Raw genomic sequence first — 25758 nt, 5'->3', positions numbered from 1 at the left:
CTTTCAGTCCCGGACATGCTCTTGCTCAATCTCCTGTGGGCCGGCGCGGCCTTGTTCACGAGCCGCGAGCTGGTCCGCTTCATCGCCGATGAAGAGCCAGAGCCAGAGCCAGAGTTCGAGTTAGAGCCAGACCCGGCCGCTCAGCTCGACGACGGGGCGGCGTCGGTCGTCGTGATCCCCGGATCGTCGGGGCCTGGACCGAGCGAGAACCCGAACGAGGACCCGGCCGAGGCTGGCCGGGCCCTGGTCCTGTCCGTTGGCGCGCTGGCCCTGGCTGGCGTGGGGTCGCTCGGTCTGTCGGTGGCTCGCTGGACGAGCTGGGGGCTCGCCCTCACCGCGGGGCTGCCGATCGTCCGCCGGGCGTGGCGGAATTTCGAGCAGGAGCGGCGCCTCGACTATCGCGGCCTCGTGTGCTTGCAGGGCATCGGCGCGCTCGCGCTCGGCTACCCAGGTCTCGCGGCGCTCGACTGGATGATCTACGCCGGCGCGCAGCGGAGCCTGGCGTCGGCGCGCGCTCGCGCTCGGGGGCGATCTGAACACCCGCTGATCGAGCTCGAGGACCACGCGTGGCTGGTCGACGAGCGCGCGGAGATCCTCGTTCACGTCAACGACCTGCGCCCGGGTGACCGTGTGATCGTCAAGGCTGACGAGCGCGTGCCCGTCGATGGCCACGTCGTCTCGGGCGCGGTCCGGGTCGACGCGCGCCTGCTCACGGCGGCCACCCACGCGCGCGAGCGCAGCGTGGGGGACGAGCTCCTGGCTGGCGCGTGGGTGGTGCGCGGCGCCGCGATCGTCGAGGTCGCACGCAGCGGGGAGCAGACCCTCGCCGCCCGGCTCGTGGCTGTGAACGCCGAGCTCGCGCCCTCGTCCGCGGACAGCACCGCGCTGCAGGTCGAGCGCGACGCACAGCGCTCGGTCCGGCCGACGCTCGCGATCGCGGGCTTTGGCCTGCTGAGCGCCGGTCCGATCGGCGCGCTGATCGGGTGTCACACAAATCTGGTCGAGGTCGCGTACTGGACCTCCCCCGCGCACAGCAACCGCACCTTGGCCGCGGCTGCCCGCGACGGGATCGTCGTCGAGGATGCGCGCGCGCTCGAGCGCCTCGCCGATGTCGACGTCGTCGTGCTCGACACGGACACGATCCTCGCGCGGTCGCAGCTGGAGGTCATGCAGATCCACGCGCACGGATCATGGCGGGCGCCGGATGTTCTGGGTATCGCAGCCGCGCTCGAGGGCGGAAGCGCAGGTGGGGGCGCAGGTGGGGGCGAAGACGTGGGCGAAGACCCGCTCGCGCGCGCGCTCGCACGTGCGCTCGAGCGTCTGGGCGCGCCGACGGCCGAGGTCCAGCGTCGCGGTGACGCTCGCGGCCTCGGTCTAGGGGTGACACTCGCGGGTCAGTGGGCGGGGCAGTCGGCGCTGCTCGGGAGCGAAGGGATGCTCGCGCGCGCTGGCGTGCCGATCCCCGAGGCCGTCACCTGCGACGTTGCGGGGGCGAGCACGCGTGGACACCGAGCGCTGGTGTTGGCCGTCGACGGGCGCTGCTGCGGGGTCATCGAGGTCGGCTCGCGCTCGCGCGAGCCGCTGGTCGCGACGCTCGAGCATCTGCGAGCGCGCGAGCACCCGCGCGCGCGCTCGCTGGAGTTGGTCCTGGTCAGCGGCGATTCACCAGCGCAGGCCGAGCGGCTCGCGGTCGAGCTCGGCCTGCGCTGCGTGAGCGCGAGCGCGAGCGCGGCCGACAAGCTCGCGCTCGTGCTGGCCTTGCAAGCCGCCGGGCATCGGGTCGGCTACGTCGGCGGTGGACTCAGCGACGTGCTCGCGCTGCGCCAGGCCGAGGTTGCGATCTGCCCTGCCCGCGCGTCGGCCAAGGCGCGCGAGGTCGCCCAGATCGCGCTCGACGGCTCGGTGATCGAGGCCCTCGTCCATCTGCTCGGGCTCGCCGTGAACTACGCCGACCGGCAGCGGCAGCTCGTCGACCGCGCGGTGCTCGAGAGCCTCGTCGCTGGCGCGGGTCTGATCTTCGTCGGCGCTGGCCTCTCGACGCTCGTGGGCCTGTACGCGCTGTCTTTGGGCGTCTCGGCCCTGTCCGTGCTCGCCCCGCAGGTGTCCGCCTCGCGGGGCTCACAGCTGCCTCAGGCGTTGCCCGCTGGACCGTGAGCCGCGTGAGCGGGCGCCGGGCGTGGGCTCAGTTGCGGCCGGTCGCGTCGGACCAGATCTCGAGCAGCTCGCGCAACGGGTCTCGCTGGAGCGTGGGCCCGGGCTCGGACCCGGCGAGCTCGAGTCGCACGCCATGCTCACGTAGGCGCAAGAACAGATTTTGAGCGCCCGGGACCGCCGCGTCGCGCAACACGATCTTGGGGTTGCTCGGCCGTAAGTTATGGCTGACGGCCTGGTGTTGCATGGTCTCGGCGGCCAGGCTCTGGGCGAACAGCTGCGCGCTGCGAGCGTTCTCGCCCGCGAAGGTAACCGACGGATGATCGGCGACGGTGAGCCCCTGCGGGTAGATGATCTGCATGCTCGGCTGGTCTTGCGCGAGGATCTCGAGCGCGAGGTGTTCGTAGATCAGGACGCCGTCGAGCCCGGTGGGTCCACGCTGAAACATGCGCTGGGCCAGGGTCCGCGGGGGCCCGTCGAACTCGCGCGGCCCATGTGCGTCACAGCGGCGCAGCCAGTCCTCGAGCGCGTCGCCCTGCAGCTCGAGCACGTGGGCGAGCTCGTCCTCGTCGGTGGGGCTGATGTTGTTGGCGCTCAGGTAGCCCTCGACCATCGCGATGAGGACCAGCGCGCCCATCGAGCTGCGGGTGGGCGTCGTGTACCGGACGTCGATCGTGCTCCAGCTGGCGATGGTGTCCGCGGTGGCGCGGCGGGAGTGGGCGGTCTCGTCGTCGAACCAGTCTTGCCAGGAGCGTGGCGCGGGGGTCTCGCTCGAGGTCGCTGGCCCGCGCGCGACGCCAGGGCAGCCGAGCTCGGCGACAAACTCTGGCGAGGCCTCGGCGTCGGGCCACAGGACCTCGAGCGCGTCCGCACGATCCGACCACATCAAGAGGACGACCGGCATGCGCAGCAGCGACGGGCCGCGGGTCAGCGGGGGGCGATCTTCGAGGATCCAGCGGTCTTCGAGGTAGTCGGCGAACAGCTCGTCGCTCGGCAGCCACAGGCTCGGCGTCAGGCTGCCGGCTTCGATCTCGGCGATGGCCTGAAAGTCGGTGCGCGGGACCACCCGGATCCTCATGTTGCGACACGTGTCCATGAACGTGTCGGCGCCGTGTTGAACCCAGTCGACCTTCTCGGGTGAGGTGACCACCGTCAGCAGCGGGCTCTCGTCGCCAGGGCCACAGCGGGCCGTGAACGCGGGCTCGGCGAGATCCAGGTGGTCGATCCACGTGCGGGTTGGCTCGCGGCTCGGGAACCTCATCCGCTGGTAGAGCGCGGCCATCGCGAAGCAGAACACTGTCACGATCAGCACGAGCTGAAGCACGCCCTTCAAGGTGGCCCGTCTCTCGATCTGGCGCGCGCGACCCATGAGCCGCAACGATGCCGCAGGCCGGTGTCACCGGCAAGCGCGGTGTTCTGGGTGCGGCGCGCGTGAAAAGTGATCAAAGAAAATTTGCGTAGTCGCGGGCGAGCTGCCCGGCGCGCAGGGCCTTGGCCATCGCCGTGAGTGTGGGCTGGGTGTGGGCGTAGAACAGCTTGTAGCCCGCGCACAGGTGGTTGAGGTTCGGCTCGCCAGCGGGCGTGCGCGCGACTCGGTGCGCTGGACAGCCGCCGTAGCAGGAGCTCAGATACTCGCAGTCGAGGCAGTACTGCGGGAGCGTGTCGTACTTGTCGGCGCCGAATTTGGTCTGCGCCGGGCCGTCGACGATCACGTCGAGGTGGATCTCGGTCACGTTGCCGACCCGGTGCTCGGGCGTGACGAAGTGATCGCAGCTGTAGACGTCGCCGTTGTGCTCGATCGCGAGGGCGCGACCGCAGGTCTTGGCGTGCACACACGCCGTCGAGCCCGCGCCGAGCGTGAGCCCCAGCATCATGTCGAAGTGGCCGACAAACACGGTCCCGACGTCGTGCGCGAGCCACTCGTCCCAGACCGCGTTGAGGAACCGGCCCCACTGCTCGCCGCCCACGGTCCGGCTCGACACGCCCTCGGGCTCGGGCTCGACGATCGGGATCAGCTGAATGAAGCGCGCGCCTTTGTCTCGCAAGAATCGGTAGATCGCGGCCCCGTGATCCCCGTTGTCGCGCTGAACGACGGTCAGCACGTTGTACTCGACGCGGTTGCGCTGCAGCGCCTCGAGCCCCGCGATCACCCGGGCGAAGGTTCCGCGGCCGTGAAGATCGAGGCGATAGCGATCGTGCAGCGCCTCGGCCCCGTCGATCGAGATCCCGACGAGGAACTCGGCCTCGCGCAGGAACACACACCACTCGTCGTCGAGCAAGATGCCGTTGGTCTGCAGCGAGTTGGTGATCACTTGGCCGGCGGCGGCGTAGCGGCGTTGGTACGCGACGGCCTTGCGAAAGAACTCGACCCCGAGCAGGGTCGGCTCGCCGCCCTGCCAAGAGAAGTTGACCTCGGCCCCGCCCGGCTGGGCACCGATGTACTCGCTCACGTAGCGCTCGAGGACCTCGTCGCGCATGCGAAAGTCACTGCGCTTGGGGTGATCGTAGAGCGCTTCCTTGTCGAGATAAAAGCAGTACTCGCACTTGATGTTGCAGATCGCTCCGGTCGGCTTGGCGATCAGGTGAAAGGGCGCGCGCGCAGGCTCGCGCGGGTCGGTCATCGGTTTGAAGATGGCCTGCATCTGGGCGGCGCTTGGTTTGAGCGGCAGGGAGCCGCCGTTCCAGTCAGGAGGTGGAGCCATGATGTCGAAGATCGATGTGTCAGCAGTGTAAAAAGTGATGCGAAAAGTGGTATTAAAAGCGGTGAAAATGCGAGAGGTGCGCTCTCGCACATGTCGAGCCGTTCGTCAGACGAGCAGTGCGTCGGACCCCCTGTTCGGATCCAACAAATCCGCTCGAAGGTGGTTTCCCGTCGATTGTGAACGCCGATCGCCCGTAGACCTTGGACCACTCGAATGTCGATGTTATACGCAGGCGATGTCGCTGGAGTGTGCGCCTCGGCGCTGGACCCGAGGTGCCGAGCCGGGTTGGGGCGGACGATGAGCCTGATCCTGGTCATCGGCGCGCTCACTGCCGTAGGCCGTGGTTTGTACAGCGACCTCACGGCAGTTGTCGAGCAGCCGCGCGATCCGGCGAGCGATCCACAAGCCGGGGAAGCTGCGACGCCCCTCGAAGCCGAGATTCGCGAGCTCGACGTTGGCCTCGGGTTCACCGGCAGTGGCCTCGCCGCAGCGGCGGCCGGCGTAATCGTCAAGGCGCCGATCGGCATGCTCGCCCTTCCATGTCTGCTCGTGCCGCTGGAGCGCTTCGCCGGTCATGCGTGGGCAGACGCCCGCGCCAAGCGAAAGCTGTCGTTCGCGGTCCTCGAGTTTTGTGGCCTGGTCACTGCGTTGGCCGCTGGCCACATGGTGTTATGTGTGCTCGGGCTCACCATCTACCAGGCGGGCCGGCGTGGGTTGCTGGCCACGCGTCGACGGACCCGCGACGATCTTGGGGAGGCGCTCGACGACTGGGCTGAGCGGGTCTGGGTGATCCGAGACGGCGTCGAGGTCGAGATCGAACTCGCGCAGCTCGAGGTTGCGGATCACATCGTCATCAGCGCAGGCCAGACCCTGCCGTGTGACGGGGTGCTCGTGTCCGGCAGCCTCGCCGTCGACGAGCACATGCTCACCGGCGAGTCGATGCTCGTCGAGAAGGCCCCCGGCGACTCGGTGCTCGGCATGACATTGGTCCTCTCGGGCCGCGGCGTCATGGAAGCCCAGCGGACGGGCGCAGAGACCATGGCCGCGCGCCTGGCCGATCTGATCGTCCGAACCGAGTCCCACGAGCAGCGTGTCGAGATTCGTAGCGAGCAGCTCGCCGACTCGACGGCGTTGCCGACCACGGGCGCGGGGATCGTCGGTTTGGTCGTGGGTGGGATCAACGGAGCCGCCGCGGGTATATGGGCGAACTGCGTCGACTCGCTGTGGTTGTCCGCGCCAATCTCCGCGGTCGGCCTGATGCGAGCTGGGGCGCGCCACGGCATCATGATCCGCGATGGTCGGTCACTCGACTTGCTCGCCGACATCGACACGGTCGTGTTCGACAAGACCGGGACGCTGACGCTCGGCACGATGACCGTCGCGTGGCTGTACCCAGCCGAAGGTCGCGATCGCGCGGAGTTGTTGCGCTTCGCCGCGGGCGCCGAGCGACGCCAAAACCATCCCATCGCGCTCGCGATCTTGGCGGCCGCGCGCGCCGAAGGCCTGTGCCCATCGACGCTCGAGGTCGGCGTGCCGACCTACGAGACGGGGCTGGGCCTGCGGATCGAGGTCGAGGGCGCCCAGGTCTTGCTCGGCAGCAGGAAGCTGCTCGAGCGGGCCGGAATCTCGATCTCGCCAGAGATCGTCGAGCGTCAGGCCGCCGCGGGTGCACTTGGCCATACCACGGTCTGCCTGGCGATCGATGGCGAGTACGCCGGCCTGATCGAGCTCGAGCCGCAGCTGCGCCCGGAAGCCGAGGCCGCCGTGTCTGCGCTCCAGGCACGTGGTCTCGACACGCTCATCCTCAGTGGCGATGACGAGGCCCCGACACGCGCGCTGGCCAGCGCGCTAGGCATCGATCGCTGGCACGCCCAGATGCTGCCCGAGGACAAGCGTGACCTGATCCTCGCGCTTCGCAGCGAGGGACGCCGGGTCTGCTTTGTCGGTGACGGCATCAACGACGCCCTCGCCATGCGCCACTGCGAGGTCTCGATCTCGCTGACGGGTGCGTCGGCGATCGCCCTCGACAGCGCCCAGATCGTGCTGAGTGATGGCCGCCTGAGCGGGATCACAGCCGCGCTCGAGCTCGGCGAGCGCAGCCAGACCGCGACCAGGCGGATCTATCGGGCAACGGTGATCCCCAGCTTCGCCGGCGTCGGCGGCGTGCTGGTGGCCGGGCTGGGGCCTGTCGCCATGTTTGGCGTGTACCTCGTCTCTCAGTCGATCACGATGGGTGTCGCGCTGCGCTCGATGAGGTGGGCGCCATCGACCGCGCTCGACGACCCGACACCTCCCCGTTCGTGACCGTGGGTTTGGCGCGCCCGTGTCGGCCGTCCGAACTGTCGGAAATGCCGGAACTGGGCGCGCTTGCGAAGCGCGAACGAGCCGCTCAGGCCCGCTTGATCGACCACAACGCGCGGTTGTAGTAGTTTGCATCGGCGCCGACGACCGTCGGGCTCTCGAACCCCGACGACGCCTTCCAGCCGCCCTCGGCGCCGCGAGACCCCGTCATCGCCGGCCCGTCAGAGAACGCGTAGCGCTTGGTCTTCGCGTTGGCGAGCAGGAACGCGGCGCCCTGCGGCTGAATCACCCAGAGCGCGCGATTGTAGTAGTTCGCGTCGGTCCCGAGGACCGCAGGGCTCTCGAACCCCGACGACGCCTTCCAGCCAGCTTCGCCCCCACGCTGCCGCGAGAGCATGGCCCCGGGGGAGAACAGGTAGCGCTTGGTCTCGAGGCTCTCGATCAGGAACTGCTGGCCCTGCCGACGAATGATCCACAGCGCGCGATTGTAGTAGTTCGCGTCGGCCCCGACGACTTTGGGGCTGGCGAACCCCGACGACGCACTCCAGCCGCCTTCGGCCCCGCGACTCCTCGTGATGTTTGGCCCGTCAGAGAACAGATAGCGCTTGGTCGCGAGGTTCTCGATCAACACCGGCGTATTGAGCAAGTTCGAGGGAAACACGAACGATGACTTCTTGATGACCGGGAAGCTGCTGTCTGGATCGTCGTAGGGCCGCTCGCGGGCGAGCACCGAGTAGAGCTCGAGGATCTTGTCCTCGTAGGCGAGATCGTTGACAGTAAAGGTCCCGTCAGCGTTCGGCGTGAGCCCGCCGAGCAGCTGGTCGCGGTAGGAGCCGGAGATCTCCGGATCAGGCGCGAGGAACGAGAACTTGTAGTCGAACACCAGGTTCGACGTTGGCTTGCCGGCGCGATCCACTGTCTCGGACGTGTTGGGGTCGAGCAAGACCTCGCACGTGAGCTTGTATTGGTAGGCACTATCGGCGACCGAGGCGGCAATTCCCGGCGTCGGCTGCCCCGGCGCAGGCCGGAGGTACATCTGGCTGAAGTTGTGCGTGCGCGTAGGCTTGCGCACGTTCTCGTTGAGGTGCGGGGCGATGCTGATCGAGTCCGTCGAGGGCGTCGTCGTGACCCCACCGATGTCGAGCACGGTGTTGTAGACGTCGATGATGTGGACCGGCGCGGGGATCGAGCGCGGCGCCAGGTTCATGTAGCAGGCGGCCTTGCCCTGCATCAGACCGCCGTCGGCGATGATCATCGGCACGTGCACACCGCCGACCGCCGAGGTGTTCTTGTCGTCGCCGAGCTGCTCGTCGACGCTGGCGTTTTGGCGGTCGGGATCAAAGTCCTGCGTGCCGTTGTCGCCGGCGAAGATGACCACGGTGTTCTCGAGCTGACCTGCGATCGCCTTGAACAGATCGCCGAGGTAGTAGTCGACCGCCTCGATCATCGCGACGAGCATCTCCTGCGTGGTCGGGTTGCTCGGGTCCTTGATCGTGGTCGGGCTAAAGGTGTGCTTCGGCGGCACGTGGAATGGATCGTGCGGGGCGATCAGGTTGAGCGCGACGCACCAGGGCTCACCGCTTGGACGCGCGCGGATCCACCGCTTGGCGTCCCCGACCTGATCCTCGGTGAGGTAGATGTGCTCGCGCTCACCGGGCCCGATCGGCGGCTGGGTCTTGCCGTCGGCGCCGACCCTGTCCTTCTCCCAGATGTAGTTGCGCAGATCCGGGTTGTTGGTCAGGAACTGAGCGTCGTACTGGGCCTCGAGCGCCGCGACGGCGGCGGCGCACTTCTCGGGCGCGCTGCTATTCGTGGGGTTCTTCAGACGCGCGTAGGTGACCGGCGTGGGCGGCCGTGGAAAGCCGTACTGCAGCACCCCGTCCTGACGGACGCCGCCGCGGAAGGTGCCCGCGAATTCGTGCCAGCCCCAGTCGACCGGCGTCTTCGCTGCGCCGAGATCCCACTTGCCAAACATCGCGCATTTGTAGCCAACCAGCGACTGCGCGAGCGCCTGGATTGGCTGGCCGGTGATGGCGGGCGACACGATGTTGTCGTCGCCGCCGCTCGGAAAGCCGAGCCTGGTCTTCCAGGCCTGCATGCCCGTCCACAGGCTCGCGCGTGTCGGCGTGCAGACCGGGTGGGCCCAGGTGTGCTGGAAGTGCACACCCGCGGCGAGCAGGCGACCAAAGTTGGGAAGCTCGACAGGACCGGCGACGCTGGTCGGGCCGTTGACCTGGGCCACTACCTTGTGAGCTTTGGCGTTGACGCGAAACACATCGACGCCGAGGTCATCGGCGAGAATGATCAGAATGTTGGGTTTGCTCATCGTACGAGGAGAAGTACAACTGTGGGCTCAGTCAGCTGCAGAATTTTTCTCCAAGAGACAATTTCGTAACACTCGATCGAATTTTGGCAGCACGGTGGGGGTCGAGATCAGTCCAACTTGGTCGTCACACGAATCCAGCGCGCGAGCTCCTCGAGCACGGCGGGCTCAATGGTCATCTCGATCATCGCGTACTCATCTGGCAACCCCGTGCGCGCGGGCTGGAACAGATGATTGAGCCCCGGCAGCAGTACAAACTCCGCGGCCGGGTTGTCGACTAGCGCCGCCTGGATCGGCGCCAGGTTTTGCTCGACGTCGACCTGCAGATCCATGTCACCGATCATGACCAACACAGGCAGCCGCAGCTTGGCGAGCACGGGCGCGGGATCCCAGGCCAAGAAGTGCCGAAACCAGGGGCTGTTGAGGGTCTTCATCTGCGCTTGAATCCCCGCCTCGAGCTGCTCGGGGGCCGGTTGATCCTTGCCGGCTTGCTCGGCGATCGCGGCGCGAAGCAACCGCTCGATCACGGCGGGGGCAGCCTCGGGGGTGTTCTCGATCACGGCCGCGTGGAGCTTGCGTGCCTCTGCCTCGGCCTGCGCAACGCTGGCCTCATCGGCCCCGGACGCGGCCATGATCAGCCGCTGCTGACGAATGATGATCTCGCTCCCGGTCACGCCGGTCCCCGCGAGCATGACGATGAAGTCGATCTGCTCGGGGTGCTCGGCGGCGACGAGCGGCGCGATCACGCCACCTTCGCTGTGCCCGACGAGGCCGACTCGCTCGCCGTCGATCTCCGGCCGCGCGGCGACGGCCGACGCGACGGCCCAGGTGTCACCCGCGAAGTCTTCCAGCGTGGCGTTGGTCGGGTCGCCGCGCGACTCACCGAAGCCGCGATCATCGTAGCGAAGCACGGCGATCCCGTTGCGCGACAGGTGGTCGGCGATCACCCAAAACGGCTTGTGGTTGGCGATCGTCTCGTCTCGATCCTGCAGACCCGAGCCCGTGATCAGGACCGCGACCGGGTGCGGGCCCTCGCCCTCGGGCACCGTCAGCGTCGCGGCCAGGGTCACACCCGGTGCCTCCGGGTTCGGGATCTCGAGCTGCTCGATCGCGTAGGGAAACGGCGGCTTCGGCGTCTGCGGTCGGGCGGGGTTGGCGATCTCGGCGAAGTCGTTGGCGTCGGTCGAGGTGATCGTGCACGGGAGCTCGGCGCCGTTTTGCGTGAAGCTGCAGGTTGGCGCGGGCCCAGGAATGATCGTCCAGCTCGCGCCGACCGCCGCGAGCTGGACCTTCATGCTGCCGTCCTCACTGACCACCGGTGAGCCCAGCGACACGCCCGAGACCATCTGCGCGGGGATCCACAGCTGCGCGAGCGCGAGTCCGTCGCCGTCGGGATCAGGCTGGATCCACACCGCCCACTCGAGCGTCTGGGCGCCGGGCAGCGAGAGCTGTCCGACCCACTGTCCCAGCGTGGCCTCGCCCTCGCCGTCGCCTTGCGCGCTCGGCTCGCTGCCGGGCCCGAGCTGGCCGGACTCGACGGCGTCGGGCTTGGTCTCGTCGGGGGTCTTGGGCTTGCACGCGGCGACCACCGAACAACTCAGGAGGCACACAGGGAGGGACCGCAGGACCAGCCGTCGCATCCGTAGTGGATACCGAGGCCGTGCACGCCGCGCAACACGTACGCTGCCCCCCACCAACGCCGTCCACAGCGTCGTCCCCAACCGGGTCACGTGCCTGGCCCGGGCGTGAAACAACCCGCGGCAGGCTTGCGGTGCGAGCACGCAAATGTGGTATCCCGCCGGCATGGTCGAGCCTGAGCCCACCCGCGTGAGCAGCCCCGACGCGTCCAAGGTCAACGAAGCGCCAGCCAACACCCGAGCGTTCAAGTCGTGGGCGCTGGAGAACTCGCTCAAGCGCTACGGCGCGGACAAGTGGGGGCAGGGGTTCTTGTCCGTCAACAGCGAGGGCCACCTCGGGTTTCGTGCGCCTGGGCTGCCCGAGGTCGATCTGCACAAGCTGGTGCTGCTGCTGCGCGAGCGGGGCATCCACTCGCCCGTGGTGGTCCGATTCCCGAGCATGATCGTCGAGTCGATGCAGCGGCTGCACGACGCGTTCATTCGCGCCGCGGCCGAGGCCGAGTTCACGGGCGCGCACGTCGGCATGTACCCGCTCAAGGTCAACCAGCGCCGCAGCGTGGTCGAGACCGTGGTCGGCGCGCGCGAGCAGTGCAACTACGGGCTCGAGGCCGGGTCCAAGCCCGAGCTGCTGCTGGCCATGGCCCAACCGGTCGTGCCGGGGACCCCGCTGATCTGCAACGGCTACAAAGATCGTGAGTTCATGCGCCTGGCCTACCACGCGGCGGAGCTCGGCCATGAGGTCGTGATCGTGCTCGAGAGCCTGCGTGAGGTCCGGCGGTTCCTCGACGTCGGCGAGGAGCAAGACTGGACGGCGACGCCGCTGATCGGCACCCGCGCCAAGCTCTACAGTCGCGGCAGCGGTCGGTGGCAGAGCTCGGGTGGCGAGCTGGCCAAGTTCGGGCTGACCACCAACGAGATCCTCGAGGTCGTGCGCCAGCTCGAAGAGGCCGGGCAGATCGAGAAATTCGCGCTGCTGCACTTTCACATCGGCTCGCAGATCACCCAGATCAAGCGGATCAAGACGGCCGTGCGCGAGGGCGTGCGGATCTGGTCGGCCCTGCGCCCGCGCTGCCCGGGGCTGCGCTACATCGATCTCGGCGGCGGCGTCGGCATCGACTACGACGGCAGCCGCACCTCGTACCCGAGCTCGGCCAACTACTCGGTCGAGGAGTACGCCAGTCAGGTCGTGTTCGAGATCAGCGAGGTCGTGACGGAGCTCGAGCTCCCGCCGCCGACGATCGTGACCGAGAGCGGCCGCGTGCTCACGGCCAAGCACGCGGTCACGATCGCGGATCTGCGCGAGGTTCAAGGTGAGCTGCTGCCGGTCCCCGCCCCTTCCGAGCACGAAGACCGGCTGATCACCGAGCTGCGCGAGACCCTCAACGGGATCACCGTCAAGAACATCGAGGAGTACTTTCACGACGCCGTCGACTTTCGTGACGAGGCCCTGCAGCTGTTCTCGCGCGGGTACCTGAGCCTCGAGGATCGCGCCAGCGCCGAGGGCTTGTTCCACCGGGTCCGGCTGGAGTGCGAGCGGATCATGCCGCAGCTCGAGCACCCACCGGAGGAGATCGTCAACTTCTTGAACCGGGCGCAGGTCAAGTACCTGGCCAACTTCTCGATCTTCCAGTCGCTGCCTGACACGTGGAGCATCGACCAGGTGTTTCCGGCCGCGCCGCTGTCGGGCCACGGGCACGTGCCGCGGCTGAACGCGGAGATCGTCGACATCACCTGCGACAGCGACGGCTGCATCAAGACCTTCGCGCACCCCGATGACAACCTGAAGTCCCTGCCGCTGCACGAGCCGCCCGCCCGCGGGGGAGAGCCCTACTTTCTGGGGTTCTTCATGACTGGCGCCTATCAAGATAGCTTGGCCAACGTGCACAATCTATTTGGGCGCTGCCATGAGGTGATTGTGCGGCGCGCGGATGAAGAGGGGGTGATCATGGGGAGCCAGGGGATCGACTACGACGAGCACGTCTGGCTGGAGGTCAAGACCGGGTACTCCGTGCAGGATGTCCTCGGCGAGATGGACTATGATGTGGACTCGATTACGCAGCTGATTCGGGATCGGCATCTCGGGAAAGACACGACCCTGGGCCAGCCCTGGGCGATGGGGGTGCTGCAGGAGTATCCCTACCTGGTTCGGACGTAGCCTCGGACATCGCCGAACGCGCTCAGCCGAGGTGCTCGATCGCCGCCGCGAGCAGCTCGTCTTGCTCGCGCCGAATCCCCGCGAGCGTCGGCTCGACCGGCACACTCGCCGCCACGCCCCGACCCCACAGCTCGCTGCCATCCTCGCGGCGCAGCTCGCTGGCCGTAAACCGCAGCTGCCATCCGCCGGGCAGCCACAGCTGCGCGACCGCGCCCTGATCCCCCGCGCTCGCGCTGCCGACGATCGCCGCCCCGAGCCGCTCGAACCCGACGAGCTCTAGCTCCGCGGCGCCGCGGGTGCGGCTGTCCGCGAGCACCACGACCGAACAATCAACGGCGGGACCATCTGGCTCGACGCGACGCTCCCCCGCTCGCTCGAGCGGCAGCTCGGCGTGTTCGTTGGGCCCCGCGGGGACCCGCTCACGCGCGAGGGTCAGCGTCTGCGTGACAAAGTGAGCGAGCAGTGACGCGCGGGGATCCGCGAGCTGGCCACGAAGATCGATGATCACCCCGTTGGCCTTGCGAAGCCGCCGCGCGACCGTGTCGAGCCGTCGCGTCCGGGTGGGATCGACGTACCACACCCCGCCGCTCAGCTGCTCGATCGCGCGACCCGGGCGAAGATCGAGGACCGGCTCGGCATCGCTGCGACGATCCGCGGAGATCGAGGCGACGACCACCCGCTCCCCATGTTCATGCTCGTCGGTCTCGCTCGGGCGAACGACGGTGAGCGCGATCGTGGCGCCCCGCTCGCGGCGGACCAGCAGCCGCGCGACCGCTCGCTCGATCGCCGCGCTCGCGTTGGCGGCGGGCGTACGCGCCAGCTCTTGCGCGATCAGCTCGTCGATCAGCACCCCGTCGATCGCGGTGACGACGTCGCCAACGCGCGTGAGCTCGGACGCCGAAGCACACACGACCACGCGCTCTTCGACCCAGCGCAGCACCACGGACGGAACCCAGCGCCGCGCGGCCGCTCCGGCTTCGACCAGCACCGCGCCGTTGCCGTCGCCAAACTGGGCGAGCATCGACTCGAGGGTCGCCTGCAAGGTCAGCGGCGAGTCGTCATCGGCGACCGCACACATCGCTTCGGTCAGGCGCTGACGGGGATCGGCGAGCTGAGTCGCGTGGGGGAAGAACCGACGCAGCGTCGTCCAGGTTCGGACCACCGCGAGTAGCCGCGTGCCCCGGTCGCGCAGGTCGTAGTCCCACGCACGGCGCTGATCGAACGAGGGCGCAGGCTCGGTCGCCCCCGACTCGGGCAGCGTGAGTCCGCCGCGAGTCCACAGCGCAACCGGGACCAAGCTGCTGATCCCACGCCCGAGCTCGACGAGCGCGGGCGCCCCCGGAGCCAGCGGCCGATAGCTGTCACCGTCGCAGCGCGAGCACGGCAGCGGCTCGTCTCGCTTGCGCTTGGCTGGCGCGCACGAGGCCTTGGTGTGCGGTCGGCGTTGAATCCGGCGGGCGCACCCGGGGGCGTTGGTTGGGCCCTCGGCGTACCCGCGGCGGTGCCACTGGGTGATGACGAGATCCTCACCCTGCGCGAACAGGGCCTCGGAGAGCGGGGGTCGATCTTCCCGCTCGCTGGCGTCGGCGTCGGGCTCGGGTCGCTCGGTCTCGTGATCATCGCGATCGTCGTCGTCGCCACCGGTATCGCCGGTCTCTCCCTCGCCGGTCTCTCCCTCGCCGGTCTCTCCCTCGCCGGTCTCTCCCTCGCCGGTCTCCCCCTCGCCGGTCTCCCCCTCGCCGGTCTCCCCCTCATCGGCGTCACCCTCGCCGTCGCCGTCGCCTCGGTTCGCGTCGTCGCGCTTGCCCTGTTCTGACTGTTCGGACTGCTCGTTCTGCTGATCCCGCTCCGCGCTCTCGGCCTGCTCGGCCGCGGCGTCGCGCGCGGCGGCCTCGGCCTTGGCCGCGTCCTCAGCCTGCTTGCGATCGCTCGCGGCCCCGGCCTTGGTCCGCGAAGGTGGCCCCGCTCGGCCTGTTCCCAACCGCCCGTGGCTCTTGTCCGCGGGCGGCCTCGCGCGCTCGCTGGCTTCGGGTTCCGGGCCTTCGTCCTCGCTCACCGCGTCCGGATCGGGGCACGCAGGCTCGTCGAGCGCGGCGTCGTCCGCTTGCTCATCGAGCTTCACGCTTCGCCAGACCACGACCGTGGGGGCGACATCGCCCACGAATCCACGCAGTCCTTCAGCCAGCTCCGCGCGCGTCCCCGCGGGCTCGATCGCCCGGATCCCCGCCAGCAACAGGGGCTCCCACTCGCACGCTTGGGCTTCGTCACTCGGGTGTAGCCAGCGAACGGCGGCGCCGAGCTCGGCGAGCGCGATCAAGTTTTTCGCGCCGCGCTGATTGAGCACGCGCGCGGGCTCGGGCCCTGCGTCGGGGATCTGGGTGGGTGCAGGTCGAGCGCAAGCGGCCGCCAACGCCGTCGTGCTGGTCCACAGCCAGGTTCGACGGGAGATGGGGGCTCGAGGCACCGCGGGATTGTCATGGAAGACCCCGTCAGGAGCAACCGCGGGCCTTGGGGTTTGCCCCAGAGATCAGCGACCGGCCGATCGGCCGCCAAGCCTCACCGCCGCGGTTCATGTAGCCTAGACGTCGCGCGCGTGGGGGCGCGGCTACGGAGATGGGCGTACCGATCGACGGGTATTCGAGCGCGAAGTTGCTGCGATCTTCGCGGCTGTCCCGAACCTACGCGGCGACCCGGGCAGACGGTGTCGAGGTCGTGGTGAAGGTGTTCACGCTCGATCACGACGACCTCGAAGCGCGGGTCGCGTATGAGCTGGACACGATCCGCCGCCTCGCCATTGACGGAGTGGTGCCCACAATCGGACTCGAGCGCGCCGGGGATCAGCTGGTCGTCGTGTTCGAGCGCGTGCGCGGCAGCGACCTGGTCGAGTTCTGCGCCAGCCAGCCGCTCGCGCTCGACACCTTCATGCCGATCGCCCGCCGCCTGGTCGGCACCGTCGCGCGGATCCACGAGCATCACCTGATCCACGGCGACATCAAACCAGCGAGTGTGATCATTGACCGCGATGGCGGCGGCGTGTTCTTGGCGGAGCTCGGCGTCTCGCTGCTGACGGCGCGGGATCGTGACTTCGACGACCCACGCTGCTTGACGCTCACGCTCCCGTACATCTCGCCCGAGCACTGCGGGCGCACCAGCAATCCCGTCGACGCCCGCAGCGATCTGTACTCGCTGGGGGCAACGTTCTACACGCTGTTGACGGGGAGTCCGCCGTTCGGAAGCGGGCGCGCGATCGACTTGATCTACGCGCACCTGGGCGAGGCGCCCGAGCGCGTACGCGTACGCGTGCCGCTGCTGCCCGAGTCGCTGTCGCGCGTGGTCATGAAGCTGCTCGAGAAGGCGCCCGAGCGCCGCTATCAGACCGCTCGGGGGCTGCTGTGCGACCTCGAGCGGGTCAAGCAACTGATCGACGCGGGCGGCGGTGAGCAGGTGTTCGAGCTGGGCCTCGACGATAGCCCCGGTCAGCTCAGAGCCCCGCGGCGCCTGCATGGCCGCGAGCGTGAGCACGCCTTGTTGGTCGCCCAGCTCGACCACGCGAGTCGTCAGACCAAGCCCCGGCTGATCATGATCGGCGGTTCGCCGGGGGTCGGTAAGTCGGCGCTGGCCGGCACGCTCGCGCCCGAGACCCTGCGGCGGCGGGGGCTGGTCGGTCGCGGGGGCTTCGCCGCCAACCGCCAGGGCTTCCCCTACTCGGGCTGGATCGAGGCGCTCGACGGGATACTCGGGCAGCTGCGCTCGGGCTCGCGCGAGCACCTCGATGTCTGGCGCGTCCGCCTGGCCACGCGGCTTGGCCGGGTCGGCGCGGTGCTCAGCGAGCTGCTCCCCAACCTCGAGCCAGTGCTCGGGCAGCTGCCACCCGCGCCCCCGATCGTCGGCGCCCGCGAGACCAAGAATCGCTTGCAGCTCGCCGTCGCGCGCTTGCTCGCCGGGCTCAGCGAGGTCGGGCCGCTGTGCCTGATCCTCGATGATCTTCACGCCGCCGACGAGAGCAGCCTCGAGCTGCTCTCGGCCCTGCTCGACGGCAGCGACTGCGGTGGGGTCTTGCTGCTCGGCTGCTACCGCTCGGACCAGCTCGGCGCGCAGACCAAGCTCGTCACCCTGGTCGAGCGGCTGCAGCTCGACACCGGCTCGGCGCCCCGCCCCGACCGGCTGCCTGGACGCAGGCTGGAGCTCGAGCCAGTCCCCGATCAGGCGGTCGCGCAGATCATCCGCGATGTCTTGGGTGCCGAAGATCTCGAGCTCGCCGCCGAGGTCACCCGCAAGACCAACAACAACCCGCAATTCGTGCTGCAGTTCGTCGGGCACCTCAGGCGCGCGGGTCTGCTCGCCCACCGCGACGGGCGCTGGAGCTGGAGCCGCGACGCGCCCGGCTTGGCAGCGGTCCCAGATGACGTAGTCGGGATCATTCGTGCGCGAGTGAACGAGCAGCTCGACCCAGCGCTCGCCGAGCTGCTGCGCCACGCCGCCTGCATCGGCGCTCGCTTCGACCTGCGCAGCCTCGAGCTCGCGACCGCGCGCGATCCGGCCGAGCTGCTGCCGGAGCTGTCGCGGCTGGTCGCCGAGGAGCTGCTGGCCAGCGACGGCCTCGGCTACCACTTCACCCACGAGGATGTCCGCGAGGTCGCGGCCGCCGGGTTGGCGAGCGAGCAGCGGCGAGCGATTCGGTGGCGGATCGGTGCGGCCGCGCTCGCCCAGCTCGACACCGACACCCAGCAGGTTCCGACCAGCGAGCTGCTGTACACCGTCGCCGATCACATTGACGCGGGGCTCGACGTCGAGTCGCTGGCGTCCGACAAGCGCGATCGCGTGGCGCAGCTCAACCTCGACGCGGGGCAGCGCGCGCTCGCGGTCGCGTCACACGGGCCCGCGCTGCGCTACCTCGAGCTTGGTGCCGCGCTGATCAGCGAGCGCGTGACCGAGGTCCGCGAGTGGGCGAGGATGTCGCAGGGGGTGCGGGTGGGCGCAGCGGGCAGCGCTCGCGGTGGCCTGGTGTTCGAGATCTACTACGCGCGCGCCCAGGCGCTGTCGCTGATCGGGGATCGAGACGCGGCCGAGGCCGCGTTCAACGAGCTGCTCGACTGGCCCCTGAGCCTGTCCGAGTACGGCCGCACGATCTCGAGTCGCGTGAAGCTCCTGACCCTGCACGAGCGCACCGCCGAGGCCGTGGCGCTCGCCCACGGGGCCCTGCGCCGCTGCGGCCTCGAGGTCAGCGAGCACCCGAGCTCGCTGGCGTTGCTGCTTGCGATTGCGCGCGCGTGGATCAGCCTGCGTCGGTGCAGCAGCGAGTCGCTGCTGGCGATGCCCAGCGCCACGGACCCAAGCGCGTGCGCGGCAATGGAGATCCTCGCGGCGACCGGCCCGGCGGCCTACGTCCACGATCCCAAGCTGTTCATGCTGTTTAGCACCCACCACGTGCGTCTGGTCTTGCGCCACGGCGGCCACACGACCGCGCCAGTGGCCCTGGCCCAGGTCGCGATGGCGATCGCCACCGCGCTCGGGCGACCCCACGAGGCCGCGCGCCTGGCCGACACCGCGGTGGCCCTGTGCGACGACATTGATCATCCAGACTCGGCCCGCGCCGAGGTCGTGGCCAACATGGTCTGGCACCTGACGCGGCCGTTCGCTGGCACGCTCGCGCAGCTCGAGGCCGCGTATCAGCGCAACCTGGACTTCGGTGAATTCGAGTTCGCCAGCTACCTCGCGTCGCTGAGCTTGAGCATGAACATCGAGGTTGGTACGCACCTGCGCACGGTGGTCGAGATCCACCATCGGCTCGAGCGGGATCTCGGCAACTGGAGCTCGCGGACCTTCAAGAACCTAGTTGGGCTCAACGGCGCCCTCGCGGCCGCGCTGGCCGGAGATCTCGACGCCGGGCTGGGCGAGATCGTGACCGACGCGCGCGGCACCCCGCGGGTCCTGCCGCTCGACCCGAGCGTGCTGGTCGAACCGACCCAGATCGAGCTGTACTCGACCACGATGGTCCGCGCGCTGTTTCACGTGCTGATGAACGAGCACGAGCTCGGCCTGCGCTTGTTCGACCAGATCCCCGACTACGAGCGCGTGATGTTGGGTTCGTGGTCGGTCCCGCGCGCCGCCATGGGCCACGCCGTCGCGGCGGCCGCGTGCTACCCCAGCGCCGAGCCTGCAGAGCAGCGACGGCTGCTGCGGGTGATTCGGCGCAAGCGCTCGCTGACCCTCCGCTGGGCCGAGAGCAGCCCCGAGAACTATCAGCACCAACACGAGATCGTCGCCGCCGAGTACGAGCTCGTGCGTGGGCACTTTCGGGCTGGGATCCTGGGGCTCGAGCGCGCGCGCGACCACGCCAAGCGACAGTTCGCTGTCTACGCGGCCGCGCTCGCGTGTGAGCGCATGGCCGCGCACATGCAGGCGAACGGGATGCCAACCCTGGCCCGCGGTCCGCTGCGCGAGGCGTGGCTGATCCACCAGCGATGGGGCGCGCGGGCCAAGCTGCGCTTGCTCGAGCTCGAGCAGGTCCAGACCGAGCTCGAGGGGATCAGTCGGCGCGACAGCGCCGAGCTGCGCGCGGCCGTCTCGGCCCAGGCCCTGGGGAACCTGGCGATCGATCTCGAGACCGTGACCGCGGCGCTCGCCGCCATCTCCGAGGAGCTGGATCCCGAGCTGCTGGTCTGCAAGATCCTCGAAGCGGCCATGACCCACGCGGGCGCGGATCATGGCGCGCTGCTGGTCGAGGGTGAGAACGGGCTGGCGCTGGCGTCACTCGGCGGGACCGGCCGGCGGGTCCACGCGCTCTCGCCCCCGCTCGACCTCGACGGCGCCGAAGACATGTTGCCGATGACGCTGATCAACATGGTCGTGCGCGCCGGTAAGGCGATCGTCGTCGACGATGCCCGGGCCGACGCTCGGTTCGCGCGCGATCCCTACGTCGAGCGGACCGGGCTGCGCTCGCTGATGGGCATCCCGCTGGGCAAGCGGCGGCGCTCGCTCGGCGCGCTGGTGCTCGAGAACCGACGCAGCGCGGGTCGCTTCAACGAAGATCGGCTGAGCGTGCTCGGCTTCGTCGCCACCCAGGCCGGCGGCGCGCTCGACAACGCCAACCTGTATCGGGCGCTGCGGCGCAGCGAGGTCCAGTGGCGCTCGCTGGTCGACGGGGCCCCGGATCTGATCGCGCTGCTCGACGCCAACGGTGAGCTGAGCTTCGTCAACCGCTCGCTGCCGGGGTGGGTCGCCGGTCGACGCCCGATCCTGAGCCCCAATTCGCTGGAGGCCTGGACCTACGCGATCGACGGCGCGCTCGACCACGCGCGTCGCAGCGCGCTCGAGATCGCCTTGATCCACAACGAAGACGACGGGCGAATGCACTGGTACGACGCCCACGTCGCGCCGCTCGAGATTGAGCACGAGCGGCCGCAGGTGATGGTGATCGCCACCGAGATCACCGAGCGCAAGCTCGCCGACGCCCGCCGACTCGAGCTCGAGGGTCAGCTCCGCCAGCAGCAGCGGCTCGAGTCGCTGGGGACCCTGGCCAGCGGCGTCGCCCACGAGATCAACAACCCCGTGCAGGGGATCCTCAACTACGCGGAGCTGCTCGTCGACGTGCGCGACCGGCCGGCGATGGTCGAGGAGTTCGCCGGAGAGATCTCGACCGAGGCCGAGCGCGTGGCCACGATCGTCCGCAGCCTGCTCGCGTTCTCGCGCCGCGAGGCCACGCCCGAGCGGGTCCCCACTGCGATCTCCGAGATCATCGATGGCGCGCTGTCGCTGATCCAGAGCACGGTTCGCAAGCACCAGATCGAGCTCGAGCTCGAGCTCCCCGAGGGGCTGCCGCTGGTCCGCTGTCACAGCCAGCAGATTCAGCAGATCCTGATGAACTTGGTCACCAACGCCCGCGACGCGCTCAATGATCGGTTCCCCGAGGCCGGCCCCGACAAGCAGCTGGTGATCCGCGCGGCCAAGCTCGACCGAGGCGGGCGCGAGTTCGTGCGATTGTCCGTGATCGATCGCGGCGGCGGGATCCCGGACGCCGTGCGGGCGCATATCTTTGACCCTTTCTTCACGACCAAGGGGCGCGACCAGGGCACGGGCCTGGGGTTGTCGGTCAGTCATGGGATCGCGCTGGACCACGGCGGCGAGCTGACCGTCGAGAGCGAGCTGGGGGTCGGGACCAGCTTTCACCTGGAGCTGCCAGCCGTCGACTGAGGCCATGGACAGTGAGACGCCTTGCAGGTGTGGCGCGGCGTGCTGTCGCGGCGAGATTGGCGGGTTTCGGTCGCTCCCGGCTCCCGCCAGACACCGGTACGGCGAGTTCATCGCCGTCTATCTACGAGCCGAGATTTAGCTGTACTAACGTGGCGCGTGCGCTACGACGAGCAGCGACAGACGCTCGAGCTGAGCGTGCACGAGGTGGTCGCCGACGCCCAGCCGCGCGCGTTGGTGGCCCCAGCCTTCGCCCGGCTTCGCGCCGAGCTCGGGAGGGTCGTTCACCGCCGCGTCCAGCGTGATCTCGCGCCGGGCCAGACCGAGGTCCCGGTTCGGCTCGAGCGTGAGGTCGACGGCGTGCAGTGTCTGGTCCGTGGCCGAGCGGACGTGGTTCGGCGACTGGCCGCGGGCTGCCTGGTCGAGGAGATCAAGAGCACCTTCGACCTCGATGGCCGCGACGATCGTCCGGCGGCGGTGTTCCAGGTTCAGCTCTACGCGCTCGCGCTGGCCGAGGAGGGCAACGATCCGGTCCGCGCGCGGCTGGTGATCGTCGAGGTCGAGGGCGACGGCACCCGCGAGATCGACGTGCCGTTTGCGGCGAGCGACCGAATGCAGGTGGAGCGTCGGCTCACCGAGGTGCTCGCACGCCATGTCGCGCAGGCCCGCGCGCTCGAGGCTCGAGCCCGCGCGCGGAAGGAGGCCGCCGACACGATCGAGTTTCCGTTCGCCCAGCTGCGGACCGGACAACAGGCGATCCTCGACGCGGTCGCGCAGGCCCTCGCGCTGGATCGCCCGGTCATGCTGTCGGCGCCGACCGGCACGGGCAAGACCGCCGTCGCGCTGGTGCCCGCGCTGCGCGAGGGCCTGCGCCGCGGCGCCGCCGTCTGGTACCTGACCGCCAAGACCACCCAGCGACAGCACGCGGCCGACACCTTCGAGGCAGTGCGTCGCGCGTCGGGGAGTCCGTCGCTGCGAGCCGTGGTCACGCGTCGCAAGCAGGACATGTGCCCGCCGGGGCACCTGCGCTGCCACCCGCGGATCTGCCCGCTGCTCGCCGACTTCACTGCGCGCGCCGAGCCGGTCATCGCGGCGCTGAAGGACCAGCCCCTGGTGAGCCCCGATCAACTGTTCGAGCGCGGCCGCGCCACCACGCTGTGTCCCTACGAGCTGATGCACGCGCTGCTCGACGGCGCGGACCTGGTCGTGGCGGATCACAGCCACGTCTACGACCCACGCCGCAGTCGCGCGTTCGAGGGGCGCAGGCTGGTGATCGTCGACGAGGCCCACAACCTGGTCGATCGTGCGCGAGACAGCGCCTCGGTGTTCGTGGGGCGGCGCCTGTCCGCGCTCGAGCACGCGCCAGTGATGTCGAGCGCGATGGCGCAGCTGCGGCGCGACGTCCAGCGGGCGATCGACGACGCGCTGCAGCAAGCCGCGGCCGACGAGCGCCCCGCCCACGAAGGTCGCGCGACCGCGGAGCTCGACGTGGAACGGTGGCAGCAGCTCGGGCTCGAAGCCGGGATGCTCGCGCTGCGCTACGGCTACGCGCGCTACCTCAGCGCCGAGGTCGAAGCCCAGGATCCGGTGCTCGAGGCGATCGAGGCGATCTCCTATCTGGGTGACCTGGCTGCAGATCCAGATCCCGCGCTCGTCGGCTACCTGGCGAGCGCGGACGCCCCGACCGGCGCGGGCGTGGGCGTGCTGTGTCTGGACCCGGAGCGGCGACTCGAGCGGCTGCACCAGCGCCAAGCTGGCGTGCTGGTGATGAGCGCGACGCTCGAGCCGATCGACTACTTCGCCGACATGCTGGGCCTGTCGCGGCTCGATCCTGCGGTGATCAGCGCGCCCTCCACGTTTCCGGCCGAGAACTGCTGCGTCTGCCTGGTCCCGACGGTGCGCACGACCTTCGATGAGCGAGACGATCACGCCCAGGCGATCGCCATGCACATCGCCGAGGTCATCGCCGCCAAGCCCGGCAACTACGCCGCGTTCTTCTCGAGCTTTCGCTACCTCGCAACCGTGAGTCGGCTGCTCGACGCGCGAGCGCTGGGCACCGAGGTGCTGATCCAACCGCCCGGCATGAACGAGGCCCTGCGGACCCGCTACCTCGACCGCCTGCGTCGCGCCGACACCCCCACGCTGTTGCTCGCGGTCACGGGTGGTGTGTTCGCCGAGGGGATCGACCTGCCCGACGAGGGGTTGATCGGGGCAATTATCGTAGGTCCGGCGCTTCCGGCGTTGAGCTTCGAGCGGCTGCTCATGCAGTCCTACCAGGACCAGCGCCGCGAGGCGGGCTTCGCCTACGCGATGGCCTACCCGGCGATGCAGCGGGTGGTTCAGGCGGCCGGGCGCGTGCATCGGACCCCGGAGGATCGCGGCGTGATCGTGCTGCTGGGCGGGCGGTTTGCGGAGCCGCCCTACTCCGACGCGCTGCCGAGCCGCTGGTACGAGCGCGGGGCGGACCAGCTGATCACGGTTGATCTGCGCGAGCGGCTGCGCCGATTTTGGGGGCGGCCTCACTGAGCCAAGGCGTGATCCAGATCCTCGAGCAGCGCGTCGATCCGCTCGCGGTGGGTCCGGAAGCTCAACACGCACACCCGCAGGGTCACCGCGCTGCCGTCGGCGACCGGCAGCAGCGTGCTCGACAGGTACGCCCGGTTGCGCGCGTTGATCCGCTCGAGCAGCCGGACGTTGCGTTGATTCCAGCGCTCGAGCGACTCGCCCGGCTCGCGGCTCAGCCGAAACCCGACGGTCGAGAGCTGCGGTCGCGCGACGATCTCGAGCCCGCGGCCCTCGGCGATTCGGCGATCGATCCCCTCGGTGCACAGCTGCGCGAGCGCGAGCTTCTCCTCCAGCGCGTCACGAAACGCCTTCGCGCCGTGCAGCATCAGCGGCAGCCACAGCCGCAGCCCGCGAAACGGACGGCTGAGCTCGGGCCCGAGGTGCGCGGGGCTGGGGATCTCGCTGGGATCGAAGTCGCGCAGGTAGTCGGCCTCGCCCATGTGCGCGGCGGCCAGGCGCGCGCCGTCTCGGACCAGCAAGCAGCCAGTGCCGTAGGGCAAGAACATGCCCTTGTGCGGATCAAAGCACAGCGAGTCGGCCAGCTCGATCCCCCGCAGCCGCGGCCGCCCGCTGGGCGAGAGCACGAACGCGCCACCGTAGGCGCCGTCGACGTGCAGCCACAGATCCTCGTCGGCGCACAGCTGCGCGAGCTCGGGCAGCGGATCGATCGCCCCGGTGTTGGTCGTGCCCGCGGCCGCGATCACGCAAAACGGTCGGAGCCCGCGGTGGCGATCGGCCTCGAGCTGCGCGCGCAGGTCCTCGACGTCGAGCCGAAACAGCTCGTCGACCGCGACCGCGCGCAGGTTCGCGACCGGGATCCCGGCCATGCGCACGGCCTTGGCGATGCTGTGGTGCCCCTGCGTCGAGGTGTAGACGATCGCCCGCGAGTAGTCGCCCGTGTCGCCGAAGCAGTGGTGGCGCGCGGTGACCAGCGCGGTGAAGTTGGCCATCGATGAGCCAGGGGTCAGCAGCCCACGCGCGCGCTGGTCGTAGCCAAATTCCTGCGCGAGCCAGGCCAGCACGTCGTGCTCGAGCCGAACCCAGCCGGGAGCCGCCATCGCGTAGCCCGTGAAGCGGTTGCCGACGTTGGCGATCAGATCAGCGAGCGCCGACGAGTACAGCCCGCCACCGGGCACATACGCCAGGTACCCGGGACCCGCGGTCTCGAGCGCCGCGTCCATCGAGCCCGCGATCAGCTCGAGCGCACGCGGCAGCCCACCCGCGATCGGTTGCTCGTCGATCGGCGCGCGATGCTGTTCGGCGAGTCGCTGCCCGGCCGCCCCCACCCGGCCCTGCGCCGACCGCAGCGGGATCGTCCGCAGCAGCTCGAGCACGTGGTCGGAGACCTCGCGCATCCACATGCTGCGGGTCCCCGCGTCGGGCTCGAGCGTGTGTCGGTCGACGGGCTCGCCGAGCGGCGCGAAGAAGGGATGCGGAGCTGGACCGTCTGGGATCGCGCGCTGGGGTGGAGCGGCTGCGAGGTCGCGATCATCGATCTGATCGATTAGCCTGGGATTCGGGCTGGGGCTCGGGCTCGGGCGCACAGGCAGTCGAGTTGGCGCTGCTGGCGGCTCGTCGCTCATCGGCTCGGACGCCAAGTCTGCGTCCGCGTCGAGCGTCGGCGAGGGCGTGCGAATGTCATCGGGATCCAGCGGCATCGGCTGCTTATACAATTGCCGACAATCGCCGCGCGTGCGCTTCACCATCGTGATTGCGTGTGCTGTCGCGCCGCAC

General features: G+C 69.4%; 11 protein-coding genes. 5 read left to right on the top strand and 6 right to left on the bottom strand.

Translation table 11 applies throughout. The features are described from left to right. Positions 1-15: 15 nt before the first annotated feature. Positions 16-2154, top strand: a complete 2139-nt coding sequence (locus tag ENSA7_RS08800; RefSeq protein WP_181233505.1) for a P-type ATPase actuator domain-containing protein — start codon at positions 16-18, stop codon at positions 2152-2154. A gap of 28 nt (positions 2155-2182) precedes the next feature. On the opposite strand, the gene ENSA7_RS08795 is transcribed toward ENSA7_RS08800, so the two are convergent. Together ENSA7_RS08795 and ENSA7_RS08790 are read right to left on the bottom strand one after the other, a co-directional pair. Further along, positions 2183-3520 carry a substrate-binding domain-containing protein gene (locus ENSA7_RS08795; protein WP_146157491.1) on the bottom strand — a complete coding sequence of 446 codons (1338 nt, stop codon included), beginning with the start codon at positions 3518-3520 and terminating at the stop codon, positions 2183-2185. Positions 3521-3593: 73 nt separating this feature from the next. Further along, complete coding sequence (locus tag ENSA7_RS08790; RefSeq protein WP_244923757.1) at positions 3594-4853, bottom strand: anaerobic sulfatase maturase; 1260 nt, start codon at positions 4851-4853, stop codon at positions 3594-3596. 297 nt (positions 4854-5150) lie between these two features. Here ENSA7_RS08790 and ENSA7_RS08785 point away from each other — a divergent pair, with 297 nt between their 5' ends. Then, complete coding sequence (locus tag ENSA7_RS08785) at positions 5151-7157, top strand: heavy metal translocating P-type ATPase (protein ID WP_181233503.1); 2007 nt, start codon at positions 5151-5153, stop codon at positions 7155-7157. Positions 7158-7242: 85 nt separating this feature from the next. Here the strand turns inward: ENSA7_RS08785 and ENSA7_RS08780 are convergent, their stop codons facing one another. Next, entirely contained in the window at positions 7243-9480 is a 2238-nt protein-coding gene (locus tag ENSA7_RS08780; RefSeq protein ID WP_106088768.1) for a sulfatase-like hydrolase/transferase, read from the bottom strand. A gap of 107 nt (positions 9481-9587) precedes the next feature. Then, complete coding sequence (locus ENSA7_RS08775; RefSeq protein ID WP_181233501.1) at positions 9588-11117, bottom strand: alpha/beta hydrolase family protein; 1530 nt, start codon at positions 11115-11117, stop codon at positions 9588-9590. 163 nt (positions 11118-11280) lie between these two features. On the opposite strand from ENSA7_RS08775, the gene speA reads away from it, so the two are divergent. Next, the gene (gene speA, locus ENSA7_RS08770) at positions 11281-13269 is read left to right on the top strand and encodes a biosynthetic arginine decarboxylase (protein WP_181233499.1); all 1989 of its coding nucleotides are present in this window, start codon (positions 11281-11283) and stop codon (positions 13267-13269) included. A gap of 22 nt (positions 13270-13291) precedes the next feature. On the opposite strand, the gene ENSA7_RS08765 is transcribed toward speA, so the two are convergent. Beyond that, on the bottom strand, positions 13292-15733 hold the full coding sequence (locus ENSA7_RS08765; protein WP_146157489.1) for a S41 family peptidase: 2442 nt from the start codon (positions 15731-15733) through the stop codon (positions 13292-13294). Between the two features lie 149 nt (positions 15734-15882). Between ENSA7_RS08765 and ENSA7_RS08760 the strand changes: the two genes are divergently transcribed. Together ENSA7_RS08760 and ENSA7_RS08755 are read left to right on the top strand one after the other, a co-directional pair. Further along, positions 15883-21462, top strand: coding sequence for an AAA family ATPase (locus ENSA7_RS08760; protein WP_106088764.1), 5580 nt, complete (start codon positions 15883-15885; stop codon positions 21460-21462). Between the two features lie 156 nt (positions 21463-21618). After that, the gene (locus ENSA7_RS08755) at positions 21619-23985 is read left to right on the top strand and encodes a helicase C-terminal domain-containing protein (RefSeq protein WP_106088763.1); all 2367 of its coding nucleotides are present in this window, start codon (positions 21619-21621) and stop codon (positions 23983-23985) included. On the opposite strand, the gene ENSA7_RS08750 is transcribed toward ENSA7_RS08755, so the two are convergent. Continuing rightward, positions 23979-25682, bottom strand: coding sequence for a pyridoxal phosphate-dependent decarboxylase family protein (locus ENSA7_RS08750; protein ID WP_181233497.1), 1704 nt, complete (start codon positions 25680-25682; stop codon positions 23979-23981). The two genes, ENSA7_RS08755 and ENSA7_RS08750, sit on opposite strands and share 7 nt — an antisense overlap. Positions 25683-25758 lie beyond the last annotated feature (76 nt).

This window comes from Enhygromyxa salina (genome assembly GCF_002994635.1).
GTDB lineage: Bacteria > Myxococcota_A > Polyangia > Nannocystales > Nannocystaceae > Plesiocystis > Plesiocystis salina_B.
The sequence above is the reverse complement of the archived record's forward strand: the minus strand, read 5'-3'. Positions and strand labels throughout refer to the sequence as shown.

Excerpts from the sequence above, each read along its gene's own strand:
- ENSA7_RS08800 (WP_181233505.1), top strand. The coding sequence starts at position 16 with ATGCTCTTGCTCAATCTCCTGTGGGCCGGCGCGGCCTTGTTCACGAGC.
- ENSA7_RS08795 (WP_146157491.1), bottom strand. The coding sequence starts at position 3,520 with ATGGGTCGCGCGCGCCAGATCGAGAGACGGGCCACCTTGAAGGGCGTG.
- ENSA7_RS08790 (WP_244923757.1), bottom strand. The coding sequence starts at position 4,853 with ATGGCTCCACCTCCTGACTGGAACGGCGGCTCCCTGCCGCTCAAACCA.
- ENSA7_RS08785 (WP_181233503.1), top strand. The coding sequence starts at position 5,151 with ATGAGCCTGATCCTGGTCATCGGCGCGCTCACTGCCGTAGGCCGTGGT.
- ENSA7_RS08780 (WP_106088768.1), bottom strand. The coding sequence starts at position 9,480 with ATGAGCAAACCCAACATTCTGATCATTCTCGCCGATGACCTCGGCGTC.
- ENSA7_RS08775 (WP_181233501.1), bottom strand. The coding sequence starts at position 11,117 with ATGCGACGGCTGGTCCTGCGGTCCCTCCCTGTGTGCCTCCTGAGTTGT.
- speA (WP_181233499.1), top strand. The coding sequence starts at position 11,281 with ATGGTCGAGCCTGAGCCCACCCGCGTGAGCAGCCCCGACGCGTCCAAG.
- ENSA7_RS08760 (WP_106088764.1), top strand. The coding sequence starts at position 15,883 with ATGGGCGTACCGATCGACGGGTATTCGAGCGCGAAGTTGCTGCGATCT.
- ENSA7_RS08750 (WP_181233497.1), bottom strand. The coding sequence starts at position 25,682 with ATGCCGCTGGATCCCGATGACATTCGCACGCCCTCGCCGACGCTCGAC.